Here is a 17,085-nt window from a genome sequence, read left to right as displayed (position 1 = left end):
CCTTGCAGCTGCGCGTACTGGGGGCGGCCGCCGGTGGCGGCTCGCCTCAGTGGAACTGCCGCTGCGACGTGTGCCGTCTGGTCTGGGAAGGCGATCCGCGCGTCACGCCACGGACCCAATCCTCGATCGCTGTCAGCGTTGACGGCGAAAACTGGGCGCTGATCAACTGCGCGCCCGATATTCTCAAACAGATTCAACAGACGCCGGCACTGCATCCGCGCGAAGGCCGACGGCATACGCCGATCGCCAGCGTGCTGCTGACCAATGCCGACGTCGATCACATCGGCGGGCTCCTGAGTCTTCGCGAAAGCTCGCCGTTCCGGCTGCTGGCGACGCCGATGATCCAGGATGTGCTGCGAGGCAGCCCGGTCTTCGATGTGCTCAATCCCGATCACGTCAGCCGTGAATCCATCGCGCTGGACCAGTCTTTCACGCTGCTCGACGGACTGCAGGCCCGGCTGTTCGCGGTGCCGGGCAAGACCGCGCTCTATCTCGAAGGTGACCAGGTCGAGATCGGCGTCGAGGGGGAAAGTACCGTCGGTGTCGAACTGATCGGCGGCGACAGGCGCGCCTACTATATCCCCGGCTGTGCGGCGATGACGCCGACGCTAGCTGCGCGTCTCGACGGTGCCGATCTGCTGCTGTTCGACGGCACCCTGTGGCGCGACGACGAGATGGTGCGCGCCGGCGTCGGCCACAAGACGGGCCAACGCATGGGCCATATGTCGATGTCCGGAGCCGAGGGCAGTATCGCGGCGTTGGCCGAACTCTCGCTGGGCAAGCGCGTCTTCGTTCACATCAACAACACCAATCCGGTGTTGATCGCGGATTCCCCCGAGCGCCGGACCGTCGAGCGCGCCGGCTGGGAGATCGCCTACGACGGTATGGAGTTGAGCTGTTGAGCCTGACCTTCGAGAACCATCCGGATCTGACCGAACCCTTGAGCGTCGAGGCGCTGGAAGCGCGGCTGCGCGAGGTCGGCGAGACCCGCTATCATCATCGCCATCCCTTCCAGCTGATGCTCCAGAACGGCGAGCTCGACAAGCGTCAGGTCCAGGCCTGGGCGCTCAACCGCTATTACTACCAGGCGATGATCCCGATCAAGGACGCCTCGCTGATGGCGAGGCTGGATGATCCGGAATTGCGCCGAATCTGGCGTTCGCGGCTGGTCGATCACGATGGTGAAGCGGCGGGCGAGGGCGGGATCGAGCGCTGGTTGAAATTGACCGACGGCCTCGGCCTGTCGCGGGAGCTGGTCGTCTCGACTCGCGGGATCCTCCCGGCAACGCGCTTCGCCGTCGAGGCCTACACCCACTTCGTGCGCGACCGGACGCTGCTCGAGGCGATCGCCTCGTCGCTGACCGAGCTGTTTTCGCCGATGGTGATCGGCCAGCGCGTGCGCGGCATGCTCGAACACTACGACTTCGTCTCCCGCGAGACGCTTTCGTACTTCGAGCCGCGTCTCACCCAGGCGCCGCGCGATGCCGAGATGGCGCTCGATTACGTCAAGCGCCACGCCCATCGCGCCGATCAGCAGCAGGCGGTGATCGATGCGCTGCGCTTCAAGTGCAGCGTGCTGTGGGCAATGCTCGATGCACTGCAACATGCCTACGTTGGCGCCGGCTCGAATGCATCGGGTCAGGTGCCGCCCGGTGCCTGGGGCAGCGGCGTCGAAGGCGACGGCTTGGGTGGTGAAGGGAGGCTTGCCCGATGAGTGCCGATACAGATACCTCTATCAATAGCGATGCTGGCGGCGGGCCGGCACTTGCCGAGCGCGACGTGGTGAGAATCCCGCGCGGCGTGAGGCTGCGTGAGGACAAGGCCCGCGGCGGCTGGGTGCTGCTGGCACCGGAGCGGGTGTTCCAGCTCGATCCGATTGCCCAGCAGGTGCTCACTCGCGTCGACGGCGAGCGTGACGTCGCCGCCATCGTCGACGATCTGGCGCGGGCGTTCGCCGCGCCGCGGGATCGCATCCTCGCCGATGTGCGGGCGATGCTCGCCGATCTGATCACCAAGAACGTTCTGGAAGTGGCATGAATTCACAGCCGGAAGCGCAGCGGCCCGTTAGTCAGCCCTCTGGTCAGCCACCGCCTATTGGCATGCTGGCGGAACTGACCCATCGTTGCCCGCTGCAGTGCCCGTACTGCTCCAATCCGGTCGAGCTGACTCGCAAGCGCGAGGAGCTCGATACCGAGACCTGGCAGCGAGTCTTCGCCGAGGCCGCCGAGCTCGGGGTGTTACAGGTGCATCTTTCCGGTGGCGAGCCGGCATTGCGCCAGGATCTGGAAGCGCTGGTGGCGAGCTGTGCCGAACACGGCCTCTACTCCAATCTGATCACCGCCGGCGTCAATATCAGCCGGGCACGGCTCGAAGCGCTGGCGGATGCCGGGCTCGATCATGTCCAGCTCTCGGTGCAGGGCGCCACTGCCGAGGTCAACGATCACATCGCCAACCTTCCCGGGGCCTTCGACAAGAAGCTCGCCTTCGCAGCGGAGGTGACCGACGTCGGGCTGCCGTTGACGCTCAACAGCGTGATCCATCGCGCCAATCTTCACCAGATTCCCGATCTGGTCGAACTGGCGCTGGAACTCGGCGCGCGACGGCTCGAGATCGCTCATGCCCAGTACTACGGCTGGGCGCTGCAGAATCGTGGAGCGCTGATGCCGCCACGGGAGCAGGTGATGGAAGCCCTCGAACTGGTGGAAGCCGCCCGCGAGCGCCTCAAGGGCAAGCTGGTGATCGACGCCGTGGTGCCGGATTACTACGCGCGGCTGCCCAAGCCGTGCATGAACGGCTGGGGGCGGCAGTCGCTCAACGTCACGCCCACGGGCAAGGCATTGCCGTGCCACGCCGCCGAGACCATTCCCGGTCTCGAGTTCTGGAACGTGCGCGAGCATGCATTGGGCGACATCTGGCAGGACAGTCCCGCGTTCAACGCCTATCGCGGTACCGACTGGATGCCGGACGCCTGCCAGAGCTGCGATCGGCGCGAGATCGACTGGGGCGGCTGCCGCTGCCAGGCGCTGATGCTGACCGGCGACGCCACCCAGATGGATCCGGTCTGCGAGCTTTCGCCCTATCACGACGAGATCCAGACCCTGGCGATCATCGATTCGAGCCGAGACGACGACTTCACCTACCGGCGATTTGCGCGCCAGCCTGCCTGAGAGCCAACGATGGCGGCGAGACCTCCGCCGGCCGGTCGACTTCGTGTCGATAGGCCAGCGTCGCCTGCCTTGTTAGACTGCTGTCACTATCCAGCAGTGATCCGGGAGGCGGCGTGAGCGTTATCGAATCCGAACGACCCGATGCCGCCGAGGCGTCGCCCTCCGCGCAACTGCCGCTCGAATTCGTGGCGCGGGTCAATGGCGAGGGCCTGACCGAGCTGCCACAGGATCTCTACATTCCGCCGGAAGCGCTCAAGGTCTTCCTCGAGACCTTCGAAGGCCCGCTCGATCTGCTGCTCTACCTGATCCGGCGTCAGAATCTCGACATTCTGGCTATCGACGTTGCCGCCATTACCCACCAGTACGTCGAGTACGTCGATCTGATGCAGGCGATGGAAATCGATCTTGCCGGCGAATATCTGGTGATGGCCGCGATGCTCGCCGAGATCAAGTCGCGCACGCTGCTGCCGAGACCGCCCAGGGGAGACGACGAGGACGAAGAGGATGATCCGCAGGCCGAACTGATTCGCCGCCTGCAGGAGTACGAGCAGCTCAAGCTTTCCGCCGAGACGCTGGACGAACTGCCGCGAATGGGGCGCGACTGGCACCCGGCCCAGGCGGCATTGCCCGAGCTCGAGCCCCGCGTGGTACATCCGGATGTCTCGCTGAGGGATCTGCTCGGAGCGCTGGGCAGCATGCTGAAGCGCGCCGACCTGCGCCAGTCCCACCGGATCAGCCGTGAAGTGCTATCGACGCGGGAGCGAATGCTCGCGATCATGGCCAGACTCGAGGCGGATCGCTATACGCCGTTCGAATCGCTGTTCGCGCTTTCCGAGGGGCGCGCCGGGGTCATCGTCACCTTCATGGCGATTCTCGAATTAGCGCGTGAGTCAATGATCGAAATCGTGCAGAATGCGCCGCTCTCGCCGATTCACCTGCGGGCCCGGCTGGCGCTGGAGGCGGGCGTTCCCGGCGAGAACGAAGGCGCTCCCGGCGAGGAAGAGGGCGCTCCCGGCGAGGAAGAGGGCGTTTTCGAGACCGGCAGCGACGACGAGGCGAAGGCATGAACCGCCTGATCGACCCCTATGTGACCCCAGTGCTGGACGAAATTCTCGAAGCGGTGCTGCTGGCCGCTGGCGAGCCGGTCTCGCTGGAACGGCTCGAGACGGTGTTCGACGACGGCGGGAATAGACCGTCCCGCGCGGCGATCCGCGAGTCGCTCAACAAGCTCGGCGAGCGGCTGTCGAACGGCGGTGCGCTGGAGCTGATCGAGTCGGCTTCGGGGCACCAGGTGCGTATCCGGCAGCGCTACTCGCCCTGGGTGTCACGTTTGTGGGATGAAAAGCCGCAGCGTTACTCGCGAGCTCTGCTCGAGACGTTGGCGCTGATCGCCTACCGCCAGCCGGTGACCCGCGGGGATATCGAGGAGGTTCGCGGCGTGGCGGTGAGCAGTTCGATCATGCGCACCCTGGTGGAGCGCGGCTGGATTCGCGTCGTCGGACACCGTGACGTGCCCGGGCGGCCGGCAGTCTACGCGACCACACGGGCGTTTCTCGACGATCTGGGGCTGAAGACCCTGGATTCGTTGCCGCCGATGCATGAACTCAAGGCCTTCGAAACGTTCGAAACCGGCATGCGCGAGCCGTTCGCCGATGTACCCGATGTCGATACTGGCGGCGTCACCGGCAGCGAAACGCCACCGCTCGCAGGGGAAGAAACCCCTAAAGCAGTGGTGGAAACAGAAGAAACCGATTTATCGGCAGCGTCGGGTGAATGTGACAATGATGAGCCCGACAACGACGAACACGCCGAGATGGCGTCCCCCGGCGAGTCGCTGAGTTTTGCCGAGCTCGAAGCGCGACTGGCCGAACGTGCCCGAAAACGTCAGGCCGAGGCGGCGAAGAGCGCCGACCCGGCGGACGAGAATTCGGGCACGGACACCTGAGAGCCGCCAATTCCGATCGGTTTGCCTGTGGGCGCAACGGTCACTGGCGAACTCTCTAGCCGACGAGGCAATGAACGACATGACGGATACCAACACCGAGAAGCTGCAGAAAGTGCTGGCGCGCGCCGGTTACGGCTCGCGACGGGAGATGGAAACGGCGATCAGCGCCGGCCGCATCAAGGTCAACGGCCAGGTCGCCAAGCTGGGCGACCGGGTCGGGGCACGCGACCGCGTGGCGCTCGATGACCGGGCGATCAATCTGCGGGCGGTCGAGGAAGTGCCGCGACGGGTGATCATGTACAACAAGCCGGAAGGCGAGCTGTGCACCCGCAAGGACCCCGAAGGCCGGCGGACCGTCTTCGAGCGCCTGCCGCGACTCAAGGGCGAGCGCTGGATCGCGATCGGTCGTCTCGACATCAACACCAGCGGGCTGTTGCTGTTCACCACCGACGGCGAGCTGGCCAATCGGCTGATGCATCCTTCGCATCAGATCGAGCGGGAGTACGCAGTACGCGTGATGGGCGAGGTGAAGCGCGAGCACGTGGTCAACATGGTCGAGGGCGTGATGCTCGAGGACGGCCCGGCCCGTTTCACCGACGTGCAGGAGTTCGGCGGTGAAGGCATCAATACCTGGTTTCACGTGGTGATCCTGGAAGGCCGCAACCGCGAGGTGCGCCGGCTGTGGGAATCCCAGGGGCTGACCGTCAGCCGCCTGAAGCGCGTGCGCTACGGCAACATCTTCCTCGACAAGCGGGCCAAGGCCGGCGAGTGGACGGAGATGACCCAGGACGAGATCGACGAGCTTTCGACCCTGGCAGGCCTCGAGCCGCGCAAGGTGCCGGAGATGACGCCGGACGAGAAGAATCGCTGGAGCCGCGACAAGAACAAGCGTCGCCCGGTGACCGCGATGAAGAAACCGCGTCGGCCGCGCCGCGAAGACGCCTGACCCCGGCGGCATGGTGGTTGCCTCGGAGCGGGGAAAAAACGCTTGCCTGCTCCGAGGCTTATGAGTAATATGTGCGCCCAGTCGGAAGGGGTCGTTAGCTCAGTTGGTAGAGCAGTTGGCTTTTAACCAATTGGTCGTAGGTTCGAATCCTACACGACCCACCACTTTCCGACGGGTCGATGTTTTTGGCGCAAACGAGTGCCATTGATCAAAAGAGCATGGGTCGTTAGCTCAGTTGGTAGAGCAGTTGGCTTTTAACCAATTGGTCGTAGGTTCGAATCCTACACGACCCACCATCGATCTCTTTCCTCGCCTTCACGGCATCGATTCGGCTTCCAGCGCCGATCATCCGTTCCGGGTCGTTAGCTCAGTTGGTAGAGCAGTTGGCTTTTAACCAATTGGTCGTAGGTTCGAATCCTACACGACCCACCATTCTGTTTTATTCCTTCGCTTCACGCTGAGTTGATGCGCGCCTGGTCGTGTCTGTGGTACTGGTTGATGTAATGACCGTTCCAGGAGAGAGCCCATGTCTTCCCGTGCCTCCGCGCCGCTCGCTGCCGCTCGACACTCGTCCCGATCGAGTGCCGTCTATCGCCATGCCGACGAGCCGATCGGCAGCGTCGAGCAGATCTACAGCGGGCGGTTGGTTCCGGATCTGGCGGTCAGCACCTTTCGCAACATCGATCGGCTGTTTCCTTCGAGGGTCGTCACTGGCAGCGAGCGGCCACGCCCGCTGCCGCAGGCGCTGGAGAGTCTCGACGGGGTGCTGGCCACGGTGAATGGCGAGTCCTACGACCTCTACGACTATCTCGCCTTGAACCAGATCACCGGGTTGGTGGTCCTCCATCGAGGCAGCATCGTCCACGAGACCTATCAGCGCGGTAACGATCGCGATACGCGCTGGATGTCGATGTCGGTCGCCAAGTCCATCTGCTCGACGCTGGCCGGCATGGCGATTCAGGATGGATCGATCCGGGAGGGGCTGGCGGCTCGAATGGTCGACTACGTGCCGGCGCTGGCGGGAAGCGCCTACGATGGCGTGAGTCTGCGCGATCTGCTGATGATGGCCTCCGGCGTGGCCTGGAACGAAACCTACACCGACCCGGCGTCCGATCGCCGCCGGCTGCTCGAGGCGCAAGTCGCCCAGCAACCGGGCGGGGCGATGGCGGTAATGGCGTCGCTGCCTCGCACCGCGATGCCGGGCGCGGTCCACAACTACAGCACCGGCGAGACGCAGATTCTTGCCGAACTCGTTCGCCGTGCCGTCGGCCGGCCGTTGGCCGACTATCTGTCGGACAAGCTATGGCAGCCCTTCGGCATGGAGCACGAGGCCACCTGGTGGCTGGAGTCGCCGGACGGCATCGAGATCGGCGGCAGCGGGATCAGCGCAACGTTGAGAGATTACGCGCGTTTCGGCCAGTTCATGCTCGAAGGCGGGAAGATCGATGGCGAGCCGCTATTGCCCGAAGGCTGGATCGCCGAGGCCACGAGGCCGACCACGCTCGCTGGCGGTGAGTCGCTGGGCACCGTATCACCGGGCACGGTATCACCGGGCTCTGTACCACTGGAATATGGCTACATGTGGTGGACGGCCTGGACGGACCCTTCACGCCAGGACCAGGCCTATGCGGCGAAGGGTATCCACGGGCAGGCCATCTACGTCAATCCGGCCCGCGAGATCGTGATCGCGCAGAACGCCGCCGCCCCCAAGCCGTTGGGCAAGTTGGCGATCGATCCCATGGCGTTCTTCGACGCGATCGTCGCGCACCTCGACCGGCATCGCTGAGTCCTGCTCTCCGGCCGTTTCTTTCTCGGCGCGAGCTCGGCGCGAGATGTCCGGAAGCCATCGCCGGGGTCCCATGGCGGGGCAGATCAGAAGTTTTGCATCGTATCCCGGTAGCCGAGGAAATCCTGGCGCCGCTGCTCGATGCGGCTGGCCATGGCGTAGTCGCCGCTCTGCCTGGCCACTTTCTCGGCGGAGTCTATCTGGCGGATGGCGGTGTCGATGCGTCCTTCGAGCTGTAGCTGCTCGGCGCGCGCCAGCTGGCCCCAGGCATCACGGCCGGTGCGGCCGGCGGCCTCGGCCAGTAGTCCGAACACGTTAGGGTCCTCCGGATACTGTTCGCTCATGGCGCGCAGTACGTCGAACGCCTGGGCAGGGGACGTCTGCACCAGGGCTTCCGCCTGTACCCATTGCGCCGGATAGTAGGAGGGGGAAAGCCGCAGGATGCGCTGCGCTCGCGTCACGGCCTCCTGGCGGCGGTCGGCGTCGTAGGCGATCTGCGCCGCCGTGGCGGGGATCATCGAAAGATCGGGGTATTGTCGGGCCAACTCGTCCAGCGTTTCCAGCGCGGCGTCGGTGCGCGTCTGCCGGGCATCGATCAACGCCTGAAGGTAACTCAACGCTGCCGGCGGCGGATCGTCCTGCTCGAGCGCCGTCATCGCCTGGCTCGGGTTGTCCCGGTTGATCAGCAGCAGCGCTCGCCCGCGAATCATGGCGTAAGTCGGGTCGTCACGGTGGGGAGGTGATGGCAACTGATCGGCGCGCGTCTGGGTATCGCTGATGCGCGATTCGGTGACCGGGTGGGTCAGCAGAAACTCCGGCGGATTGCCGCCTTGCAGCGCGGCGAGCTTCTGCAGCGTGCGGAACATGTCCGGCATGGCCTGCGGGTCGTACCCGGCCTTGGCCATGGCGCCGAGACCAACGCGATCGGCCTCCTGCTCGAAGCGCCGGGAGTAGGCGAGCTGGTCCTGAATGAAGGCAGCCTGCGTTCCCATCATGGCGGCGATGCCGGCGCTGCCGCCACCCCCGGCCGCGAGCACCATGCCCGCCAGCATCGCCGCCATGGTCGGCAGCTGCGTCTCCTCGACCCGCTCCATGCGCCGGGCATAGTGGCGCTGGGCCAGGTGGCCCAGCTCGTGAGCCAGCACCGAGGCGAACTCGTCCTCTTCGGGCGCGGTGGTGAACAGGCCGGCATTGACCCCGACCACGCCGCCGGGCACGGCAAACGCATTCAGCAGACGGCTGTCGACGAGCGTGACCACGAGCCGTTCGTCGACGCCGCTGTACGGTACCAGTTTGGCCAGCATCGAGCGGACGTAGGTCTGGGTGATCGGATCCTGCCACGGGTCGGTCTGGGCGCGGAACTGGCGTAGCCAGGCGCGACCCAGGCGGTATTCGTCACTGGTGGTGACGGCGGCACTGGTACTGCCGAGATCCGGAAGCTGATAGCCTTGCTGGGCCTGGGCGAGCGGGGCGGCGCCGGCCAGCGTGGCGGATAGCAGCGAGACGGCCAACAGCTGCCGTTTGAATGATGTCGGTCGGTGGTTTGTCATGCTGACGGTCTCGATCCCCATTCAGGCAAAGCTACGGTACATGCAAAAGACCCGGCGCAGCCAAAGATACGCTGCAGGCGAAAGCCACGGTAGGGGGTAACGGTCTGGGTTATCATGCCTTCGACTACAGTTTGTCGCAGACGTGCCCAGGCGCTTTCCAAAAGTCGGGGAGCGATGCCACCGGCCCCGTGGCAGGCTAACGAACTTTCGATTCGTCTTTCAATTTACCGTTCACCAACCCGGGATCTGTTATGTCTCAAGCGCCCGATTGCCGACTGGATGCCTCCGGTCTGAGCTGTCCGCTTCCGTTGCTCAAGGCCAAGCAAGCTCTCGCCGGCATGCAAGCCGGGCAATTGCTCGAGGTGATCGCGACCGACGCGGGCTCCTGGCGTGATTTCGAAAGTTTCGTCGAGCACAGCCGACACACGCTGGTCGAGCGCGAGCAAGCGGACGGAATCTATCGCTACTGGCTGCGCAAGGCGGATGGAGACGCACCGGCATGAGTTTGAAGGGCATCCTGCGTAACTGGTTCGAGCGTTATCTCTCCGATGAAGAAGCGATCGTCCTGCTGGCGCTGCTGATCGGCGGCTTTGCCATCGTGATCTGGCTCGGCGGTGCGCTGGCACCGTTTTTCACCGCGCTGGTCGTCGCCTTCCTGTTGCAGGGCGTGGTGGCCTGGCTGGAGCGTCGAGGGCTGCCGCGTCTGCTGGCGGTCGGGCTGGTCTTTCTGCTGTTCGTGGGGGCGCTACTCGCCTTGGCGCTGGTCATCATGCCGCTGGTCTGGAATCAGCTGGTCGAGCTGGTCCAGGAGGCCCCCAGCATGTTTGCCAGCAGCCAACGCTGGCTGGGCGAGATGCAGACGAAATACCCGACCATCGTCACGCCGGATCAGATCCAGGGGTGGATCGCCACGGCGGGCCACCAGGCGTCGCAGCTCGGCCAGCGGGCGCTGACCTTCTCGCTGGCGTCGCTGGGCAACCTGATGGCGGTGATCATCTACCTGGTACTGGTGCCGATCCTGGTCTTCTTCATGCTCAAGGATCGCGAGCGGCTGGTCGCCTTCATGCTGTCGATGCTGCCGGGCAGACGCACGCTGATGACCCGTATCTGGAATGAGATGGACGATCAGATCGCCAACTACGTGCGCGGCAAGACCATCGAGATCATCATCGTCGGCAGCGTGGCCTTCATTCTCTTCTGGGCCTTCGGATTGCCCTACGCCGCCTTGCTGGGGCTGATGGTGGGACTGTCGGTGCTGGTGCCCTACATCGGTGCCGCGGTTGCCACGCTGCCGGTCGCGGCGGTGGCGGGCTTCCATTTCGGGGTCAGCGAGCAGTTCCTGTATGTGCTGGTGGCGTACGCCATTCTGCAGGCGCTCGACGGCAATGTGCTGGTGCCGATCCTGTTCTCGGAAGCGGTCAACCTGCACCCTGTCTCGATCATTCTGGCAGTGCTGTTTTTCGGCGGGCTGTGGGGCTTCTGGGGCGTGTTTTTCGCGATTCCGCTGGCGACGTTGATCAAGGCGCTGGTGCAGGCCTGGCCGCGAGGCGAGTCGGGCCAGGCCGAGATAGAGAAGACGCCCTGAAGCGCGACCTCGCCAACTGTCAGGCGTCGAGTTCGCGCGCCGCTTCGAGCACTTCGTCCACGTGCCCCGGCACCTTGACGCCGCGCCACTCGCGGGCCAGGTTGCCGTCGGCGTCGATCAGGAACGTGCTGCGCTCGACGCCCAGATGCTCCTTGCCGTACATCTTTTTCAGCTTGATCACGTCGAACTGCCGGCAAACCGCTTCGTCGCGATCGGAGATCAGCTCGAACGGGAAGCCCTGCTTGGCCTTGAAGTTCTCGTGGGACTTGAGGCCATCCCGCGAGACGCCGAAGACGACCGTGTTGGCGGCCTCGAACTCGCCGATCCGGTCGCTAAAATCGCCGCCTTCGGTGGTGCAGCCCGGGGTGCTGTCCTTGGGATAGAAATAGATCACCACCTGCTTGCCACGGTAGTCGCCGAGACGAAAGGTCATGTCGCCGGTGGCCTCGGCGGAGAAGTCTTCGACGGGTTGTCCAACGCTGAGGGTCATGAGCCGCTCCGAAATGAAAGGGGAATGGATCGCCAAAATCCCTGAGGATTCCGTTGCGAACGAACGATAGCCGATTCTGGCGGTCAATGCTCGGGCGTGACGATCGTCGAGGCGGGCAACGAGATCATTACAGGGCGGCGTCGTGTGCCGAGGCGTCGATCTCGGCGGGGAGCCGGCTTGCCGGCTGTACACGCCGAGGCTGCCTGAGTACCATCTGAGGTTTGCAAAATCGTGCCTGGGTAGGCGCCATGCCCGCATCGGCATGCGTCCGGGGTTCCGGGATCCGTCAGGTCCGGTTGTTCGCTTGCTGGATAATCGACTTGCGGTGAGTTAACGCGGCCGGCGTCCATCCCGGCCACAGGGAGAGAGCTGCAAGATGATCACAGGCAGTATCGTTGCCATGGCGACGCCGATGAAAGCCGGTGGCGAGATCGACTGGGAGGCGCTGCGTCGCCTGGTGAATTTTCATCTCGATCACGGCACTGACGCGATCGTCGCCGCCGGTACCACGGGTGAACCGACCACGATGTCGTTCGCCGAGCACTTCGATGTCATCCGCACGGTGGTCGAAGAGGTCAACGGTCGGATCCCGGTCATCGCCGGCACGGGCGCCAACAACACGGCCGAAGCGGTCGAGCTGGCGCGCTATGCCAGCGAAGTGGGCGCCGACTGCTGTCTGTCGGTGGCGCCTTACTACAACAAGCCGACCCAGGAAGGCTTGTATCAGCATTTCAAGGCGGTCGCCGAAGCCAGCGAACTGCCCATCATTCTCTACAACGTGCCCGGCCGCACCTGCTCCGACATCTACAACGAGACGGTCTTCCGCCTGGCGGAGCTCGAGCGGATCGTCGGCTTGAAAGACGCCACCGGCAACCTGGAACGAGCCGAGGAGCTGATCGATCGGCTCAAGGGCAGCGATTTCGCGCTCTACTCCGGTGACGATCCCACCGCTTGCGACTTCATGCTGATGGGCGGCCATGGCGATATCTCCGTCACCGCCAACGTGGCGCCGCAGTCGATGCATGATCTCTGCGTCGCGGCGACCAGCGGCCAGCGCGAGAAGGCGCACCAGATCAATGCGCGTCTGGCGCCGCTGCACACGGCGCTGGGGATCGAATCCAACCCGATTCCGGTCAAGTGGGCGCTCAACCGCATGGGTTATGCCGACACCGGGATCCGGCTGCCGCTGACCTGGCTGTCAGAACGCTATCACGGCAGCGTCGGCGAAGCGCTGCAGCTCGCCGGCATCGACAGTAAGTGATACCACCCGGCGTGGATCGAATCGCCAACCAGCCCATTGCTTCAAACAAAGGTGGATGCATGAAGCCCGTCCTCAAATGGATGCCTCTGGTGTTGTGCTCGTCGCTGGTTCTGTCCGGCTGCGGTCTGTTTCAAGACGGTTACTACTATGACCGCAACGACGAGTACCAGAACGCCAAGATGACCCAACCGCTGGATCTGCCGGCTTCGCGCAACCAGGTTCGTTATCAGGATTCGATGCCGGTTCCCCAGGCCGATAGCGATTTCGCGTCGACGGAGGCCATGGACGACGCGCCGCGCCCGCAGCCGCTGGCCTCCGGGCAGAGCGACGAGCAGCCTTACGTCGAAATGCGTCAGGCAGGCAGCGAGCGCTGGCTGCTGGTCGATGCCGCGCCGGCCAGTGTATGGCCGCGCCTGCAGGGCTTTGCCGTCGATCACGGCGTCAACCCGACCGCCATCAATGCTGCCAGCGGTCGCATCGACACCGCCCAGGGCAGCATGAGCCTGCGCCAGGGGCTGCGTAGCGGTACCAGCGAGGTGCGTTGCGACATCGGCAGCAGCGCCCAATGTCTGACCTCGATCAAGGCGTATCTGGACAACAACCATACCGCCGACAGCGGTGTGTCGCTGGCCGCGCAGCCGCTCGACCAGAGCGAGCGCGTGAAGCTGCGCAACCGCGACGGCGGCTGGAAGCTCGATCTGGCACTGGACAGCGAGCGTGCCTGGTCCGAGCTCTACTATCAGCTGCAGAACGGATTCGATGACGATCGCCTGACGGTAACGGATCAGAACCGCAGCGCCGGTCAGTTCTTCATCGACTACCTGCCGCTGGAAGCTGATGACGGCGGCTGGTTCGACTGGTTCGGCAGCGATCCGCAGCCCAACCATTACCGCCTGCAGCTCGACTCGAACGCCAACAATACCGTGGTGACGGTCGATGATGCCGATGGTCAACCGGTGGCACCAGCCGCGGCACGGGAGCTGCTGGACGCGATCGCGTCCACGCTGCGCTGATGGCGTCGCCCTCCACACCGGGCCTTCACTTCGCCTCGCTGGGCAGCGGCAGCAAGGGCAACGCGACGCTGGTCAGCGATGGCGAAACCCTGGTGCTGGTGGATTGCGGTTTCGGCGTGCGCGAGGCGGAGAAGCGCCTCGCGCGGTTGGGCGTCCATCCGCGCCAGCTATCGGCGGTGTTGGTCACTCATGAACACAGCGATCACATCACCGGGGTGGGCGCCCTGGCGCGCCGCCATCAACTGCCGGTCTATCTCAGCGCCGGCAGTTGGTTCTCCGGCAAGTTGGGCGAGGTGCCCAGGCACGAACTGCTGGTACCACAGGCACGCTTCGCCATCGGCGGGCTGGAGATCGATCCGGTCACCGTTCCCCATGATGCCCGTGAGCCGATCCAGTTCTGCTTTCGTGCTCACGGCCGCCGCCTCGGGGTATTGACCGATCTCGGCCACCCGACGTCTCACGTGGCCGATGTCTTCGGCGGCTGCGATGCGCTGTTCCTCGAGTGCAATCACGATCCGCGCATGCTGGCCGAAGGGCCCTATCCGCCGCACTTGAAGCGCCGTGTCGCCGGTCGCTGGGGCCATCTCGCCAACGGCCAGGCGGCGGAACTGCTGCGCCGGCTGGGGCTCGATCGGCTGCAGCGGATTGTCTGCTCGCATCTGTCGGCGCAAAATAATCATCCCGAGCGGGTACTGGAAACCCTGGTGCCGCTGCTCGACGGCGATGAGTCGCGTCTGCTGGTTTCGGCCCAGGATAGCGGTATCGACTGGCAGCAGGTGGCCTGACGGTGAAAAGAACCGTCTCGTCGCCACACCACGTTTCACCTTCATCACCCTCATGAACCTGCTGCCCCAAGGGGCCGCGACGCGGAGACAGCTCCATGCAAAAACGCGATCTTCTCTATGCCGGCAAGGCCAAGTCGGTCTACCTGAGCGACGACCCGCAGCGGCTTGTCCTGCACTTTCGCGATGACACCAGCGCCTTCGACGGCAAGAAGAAGGAAGCCCTCGAGCGCAAGGGCATGGTCAACAACAAGTTCAACGCCTTCATCATGGAGAAGCTCCAGGCGGCGGGCATTCCCACGCACTTCGAGCAGCTGCTCTCGGACACCGAGTGCGTGGTCAAGAAGCTGGAGATGATTCCGGTGGAGTGCGTGGTGCGCAACCTGGCCGCCGGTGGCCTGGTGCGCCGTCTTGGCGTCGAAGAGGGCGTCGCCCTGAATCCGCCGACCTTCGAGCTGTTCCTGAAGAACGACGAGAAGGGCGATCCGATGATCAACGAGTCGCTGGCCGAGACCTTCGGCTGGGCGACGCCCGAGCAGCTGGCGACCATGAAAGCGCTGACCTTCCGGGTCAACGACGTGCTCAAGCAGCTGTTTCTCGACGGCGGCATGCTGCTGGTCGACTACAAGCTCGAATTCGGCCTCTTCGAGGGCGAGATCGTGTTGGGCGACGAGTTTTCGCCGGACGGTTGCCGGCTCTGGGACGCCGAAACCCGCGAGAAGCTGGACAAGGACCGCTTCCGCCAGGGGCTGGGCGGCGTGATCGAGGCCTATGAGGAGGTGGGGCGGCGTCTGGGCATGACCTTCTAGAAACGCTGTCTCAATTCCTGCGCGGGCAAATTGCTTTGTTGTACGGCTCCGGTGGCGCCGGTCCGATCGGAATCCTCACCTATACCCCATAGGCTCCGGTTCCTGCGCGCCGTACGCCTTGCACTTCGCTCCGCTCGGAGATTGTTGCAGCGCTTCTCGAGAATTGATTTTCATGAGAGGCCCCGACATGACAACGTCGGGGCTTCTTGCTTTCTTGCTTTCTGGCTCACCTGGCGGTTTTCTGCCGTATCACGGTGTCTTCAGTCGATACGTTCCGCGCTCTCGATCGTGATCGGCGTCTTCGGCACATTGGCGTGAAGGCCCTGGCGGCCGGTGGCAACGCCGGCAATCTCGTCGACGACGTCCATGCCCGAGACCACGTGGCCGAACACCGTATAGCCCGGGTTGTAGAGATCGCGATAGTTCAGCGCGCTATTGTCGACCAGGTTGATGAAGAACTGGCTGGTCGCGGAATCCGGATTGGCGGTACGCGCCATGGCGATGGTGCCACGGGTGTTGTCGAGGCCGCTTTTTTCCAGCGCGATCGGTGCGTGGGTCTCTTTGGGCTCGAGATCCGCCGTCATGCCGCCGCCCTGGATCATGAAGTCCTGCATCACGCGATGAAAGACCGTGCCGGCATAGAAGCCTTCATCGACGTAGCTCAGGAAGTTGTCCACCGTCTCGGGGGCCGCCTTGGCATCGAGCTCGACTTCGATGTCACCCTGGCTCGTGTGCAGGCGCACATGCGGGTGATCGGCATCGGCGAGCGCCGGCAGGGAGAACAAGGCCAGCGCAGACAGGCAAAGCGGAATCAGCGACTTTCGCATCGAAGGCACTCCAGTCATTCATCGAAGCTCGCCAGCCTAGCCGCATCGATGCCCGGTGACCAGTGCCGGCCTGCGTTCGATTCCGCCGACCATCAACGGGGTTCGATCGCTTCCACCCGGAACTCGGTGTCGCCGGCCCCTTCCAGTGCCTGAAAACGCACGTTGACGTCGCGCAGGAAGACGCCGTATTGCCTCGTGGCGCCCTGCCGGTTCGAACCGCTGCCGTGATAGGCGGGGCGCGGGTCCTGGGTCAGCACCTCCTCGATCAGGCGAGACAGCGATTCGCCGTCGGGATGGCGCTGCAGCGCTTCTTTCGCCGCGGCACTGAAAGCGACGCGGTGCCGGCGCGGCGGCGCGGGCGCGAAACCGGCATCGGCATCGGGGCGGGACTCGGCCCAGGGCAGATACGGCTTGATGTCGAGGATCGGCGTGGCGTCGCAGAGATCGTGCCCCCGCAGGTGCAGTTTCACTCGGCTCCGGTACTTCTCCAGGCGGGAACCGGCAATGGGCGCCTGGGCGAGCGATGGCCTGGGCGTGCATTCGACACCGGCCAGCTCGACCAGCGACAGGCCAAGGCGGTTGGGGCGGTGGGTGCTGCGGCTGGCGAAGACCCCGATGCGTTGATTGCCTCCCAGGCGGGGTGGCCGCACCCGAGGCGACCAGCGCGCCGGGCTGCGGTCGAAGACGAAGGTCAGCCACAGATGGGTCATCGCCTCCAGACCTTCGACGGCGAGCGGATCGTCGAACGCTGGCGCCAGATAGAGAATCGCCCGCGCCGACGGCGCCAACCCCGGCTGGCGCGGAATTCCGAACTTGTCGGGATAATCGCTGGCGACATGACCGATCGTCTCCAGCGTGAAAGCGCTGTCGGACACGGGAGCATGGCGTGAGGGCTCTGACATCATGAGATTGCGCTTTTCGAGG

18 protein-coding genes and 3 tRNA genes are annotated in these 17,085 nt (G+C 64.5%); 17 read left to right on the top strand and 4 right to left on the bottom strand.

What is annotated here, in order from left to right:
- The first annotated feature begins 2 nt into the window (after positions 1-2).
- The 11 genes from pqqB (at position 3) to R3F72_RS05050 (ending at position 7,844) form a co-directional block, all read left to right on the top strand.
- A complete protein-coding gene (pqqB, locus tag R3F72_RS05100) occupies positions 3-902 on the top strand; it encodes a pyrroloquinoline quinone biosynthesis protein PqqB (protein ID WP_332779066.1) in 900 nt (299 codons plus the stop codon).
- Positions 899-1,714, top strand: coding sequence for a pyrroloquinoline-quinone synthase PqqC (gene pqqC / locus R3F72_RS05095; RefSeq protein ID WP_332779065.1), 816 nt, complete (start codon positions 899-901; stop codon positions 1,712-1,714). Before pqqB ends, pqqC begins: the two co-directional genes overlap by 4 nt.
- A complete protein-coding gene (pqqD, locus tag R3F72_RS05090; protein ID WP_332779064.1) occupies positions 1,711-2,037 on the top strand; it encodes a pyrroloquinoline quinone biosynthesis peptide chaperone PqqD in 327 nt (108 codons plus the stop codon). The genes pqqC and pqqD overlap by 4 nt, the downstream gene beginning before the upstream one ends.
- Positions 2,034-3,167, top strand: a complete 1,134-nt coding sequence (gene pqqE, locus R3F72_RS05085) for a pyrroloquinoline quinone biosynthesis protein PqqE (RefSeq protein ID WP_332779063.1) — start codon at positions 2,034-2,036, stop codon at positions 3,165-3,167. The genes pqqD and pqqE overlap by 4 nt, the downstream gene beginning before the upstream one ends.
- A 113-nt stretch (positions 3,168-3,280) precedes the next feature.
- Positions 3,281-4,234, top strand: a complete 954-nt coding sequence (locus R3F72_RS05080; RefSeq protein ID WP_442978329.1) for a segregation and condensation protein A — start codon at positions 3,281-3,283, stop codon at positions 4,232-4,234.
- Positions 4,231-5,112, top strand: a complete 882-nt coding sequence (scpB, locus tag R3F72_RS05075; RefSeq protein WP_303856227.1) for an SMC-Scp complex subunit ScpB — start codon at positions 4,231-4,233, stop codon at positions 5,110-5,112. The genes R3F72_RS05080 and scpB overlap by 4 nt, the downstream gene beginning before the upstream one ends.
- A gap of 79 nt (positions 5,113-5,191) precedes the next feature.
- Positions 5,192-6,058, top strand: a complete 867-nt coding sequence (rluB, locus tag R3F72_RS05070; RefSeq protein ID WP_303856229.1) for a 23S rRNA pseudouridine(2605) synthase RluB — start codon at positions 5,192-5,194, stop codon at positions 6,056-6,058.
- 88 nt (positions 6,059-6,146) lie between these two features.
- Positions 6,147-6,222, top strand: a tRNA-Lys gene (locus R3F72_RS05065).
- A 56-nt stretch (positions 6,223-6,278) separates the two neighbouring features.
- Positions 6,279-6,354, top strand: a tRNA-Lys gene (locus tag R3F72_RS05060).
- Positions 6,355-6,414: 60 nt separating this feature from the next.
- Positions 6,415-6,490: transfer RNA gene (locus R3F72_RS05055), tRNA-Lys, on the top strand.
- 94 nt (positions 6,491-6,584) lie between these two features.
- Entirely contained in the window at positions 6,585-7,844 is a 1,260-nt protein-coding gene (locus R3F72_RS05050; RefSeq protein WP_332779062.1) for a serine hydrolase domain-containing protein, read from the top strand.
- Between the two features lie 86 nt (positions 7,845-7,930).
- On the opposite strand, the gene R3F72_RS05045 is transcribed toward R3F72_RS05050, so the two are convergent.
- Positions 7,931-9,394: a M48 family metalloprotease gene (locus tag R3F72_RS05045; RefSeq protein ID WP_303854972.1), complete on the bottom strand. Its 1,464-nt coding sequence runs from the start codon at positions 9,392-9,394 to the stop codon at positions 7,931-7,933.
- A gap of 251 nt (positions 9,395-9,645) precedes the next feature.
- Between R3F72_RS05045 and R3F72_RS05040 the strand changes: the two genes are divergently transcribed.
- Positions 9,646-9,897: a sulfurtransferase TusA family protein gene (locus R3F72_RS05040; protein WP_071232753.1), complete on the top strand. Its 252-nt coding sequence runs from the start codon at positions 9,646-9,648 to the stop codon at positions 9,895-9,897.
- On the top strand, positions 9,894-10,979 hold the full coding sequence (locus R3F72_RS05035; RefSeq protein WP_332779061.1) for an AI-2E family transporter: 1,086 nt from the start codon (positions 9,894-9,896) through the stop codon (positions 10,977-10,979). The genes R3F72_RS05040 and R3F72_RS05035 overlap by 4 nt, the downstream gene beginning before the upstream one ends.
- Before the next feature lie 19 nt (positions 10,980-10,998).
- On the opposite strand, the gene R3F72_RS05030 is transcribed toward R3F72_RS05035, so the two are convergent.
- Positions 10,999-11,469 carry a peroxiredoxin gene (locus tag R3F72_RS05030; protein ID WP_332779060.1) on the bottom strand — a complete coding sequence of 157 codons (471 nt, stop codon included), beginning with the start codon at positions 11,467-11,469 and terminating at the stop codon, positions 10,999-11,001.
- Positions 11,470-11,845: 376 nt separating this feature from the next.
- Here R3F72_RS05030 and dapA point away from each other — a divergent pair, with 376 nt between their 5' ends.
- From dapA to purC, 4 genes are all read left to right on the top strand, one after another.
- Positions 11,846-12,730: a 4-hydroxy-tetrahydrodipicolinate synthase gene (dapA, locus tag R3F72_RS05025; RefSeq protein ID WP_087719083.1), complete on the top strand. Its 885-nt coding sequence runs from the start codon at positions 11,846-11,848 to the stop codon at positions 12,728-12,730.
- A gap of 59 nt (positions 12,731-12,789) precedes the next feature.
- A complete protein-coding gene (bamC, locus tag R3F72_RS05020; protein WP_087719082.1) occupies positions 12,790-13,743 on the top strand; it encodes an outer membrane protein assembly factor BamC in 954 nt (317 codons plus the stop codon).
- Positions 13,743-14,528 carry an MBL fold metallo-hydrolase gene (locus tag R3F72_RS05015; protein ID WP_332779059.1) on the top strand — a complete coding sequence of 262 codons (786 nt, stop codon included), beginning with the start codon at positions 13,743-13,745 and terminating at the stop codon, positions 14,526-14,528. The genes bamC and R3F72_RS05015 overlap by 1 nt, the downstream gene beginning before the upstream one ends.
- 95 nt (positions 14,529-14,623) lie before the next feature.
- Positions 14,624-15,334 (top strand): phosphoribosylaminoimidazolesuccinocarboxamide synthase, encoded by a 711-nt coding sequence (gene purC, locus R3F72_RS05010; RefSeq protein ID WP_332779058.1) that lies wholly within the window; start codon positions 14,624-14,626, stop codon positions 15,332-15,334.
- A gap of 260 nt (positions 15,335-15,594) precedes the next feature.
- On the opposite strand, the gene R3F72_RS05005 is transcribed toward purC, so the two are convergent.
- Together R3F72_RS05005 and tsaA are read right to left on the bottom strand one after the other, a co-directional pair.
- Positions 15,595-16,161, bottom strand: coding sequence for a peptidylprolyl isomerase (locus tag R3F72_RS05005; RefSeq protein WP_332779057.1), 567 nt, complete (start codon positions 16,159-16,161; stop codon positions 15,595-15,597).
- Between the two features lie 92 nt (positions 16,162-16,253).
- Positions 16,254-17,036, bottom strand: a complete 783-nt coding sequence (gene tsaA / locus R3F72_RS05000; RefSeq protein WP_332779056.1) for a tRNA (N6-threonylcarbamoyladenosine(37)-N6)-methyltransferase TrmO — start codon at positions 17,034-17,036, stop codon at positions 16,254-16,256.
- Positions 17,037-17,085 lie beyond the last annotated feature (49 nt).

Origin of the sequence: Salinicola sp. 4072 (genome assembly GCF_036663415.1) — a bacterium.
Taxonomy (GTDB): Bacteria; Pseudomonadota; Gammaproteobacteria; order Pseudomonadales; family Halomonadaceae; genus Salinicola; species Salinicola salarius_A.
The sequence above is the reverse complement of the archived record's forward strand: the minus strand, read 5'-3'. Positions and strand labels throughout refer to the sequence as shown.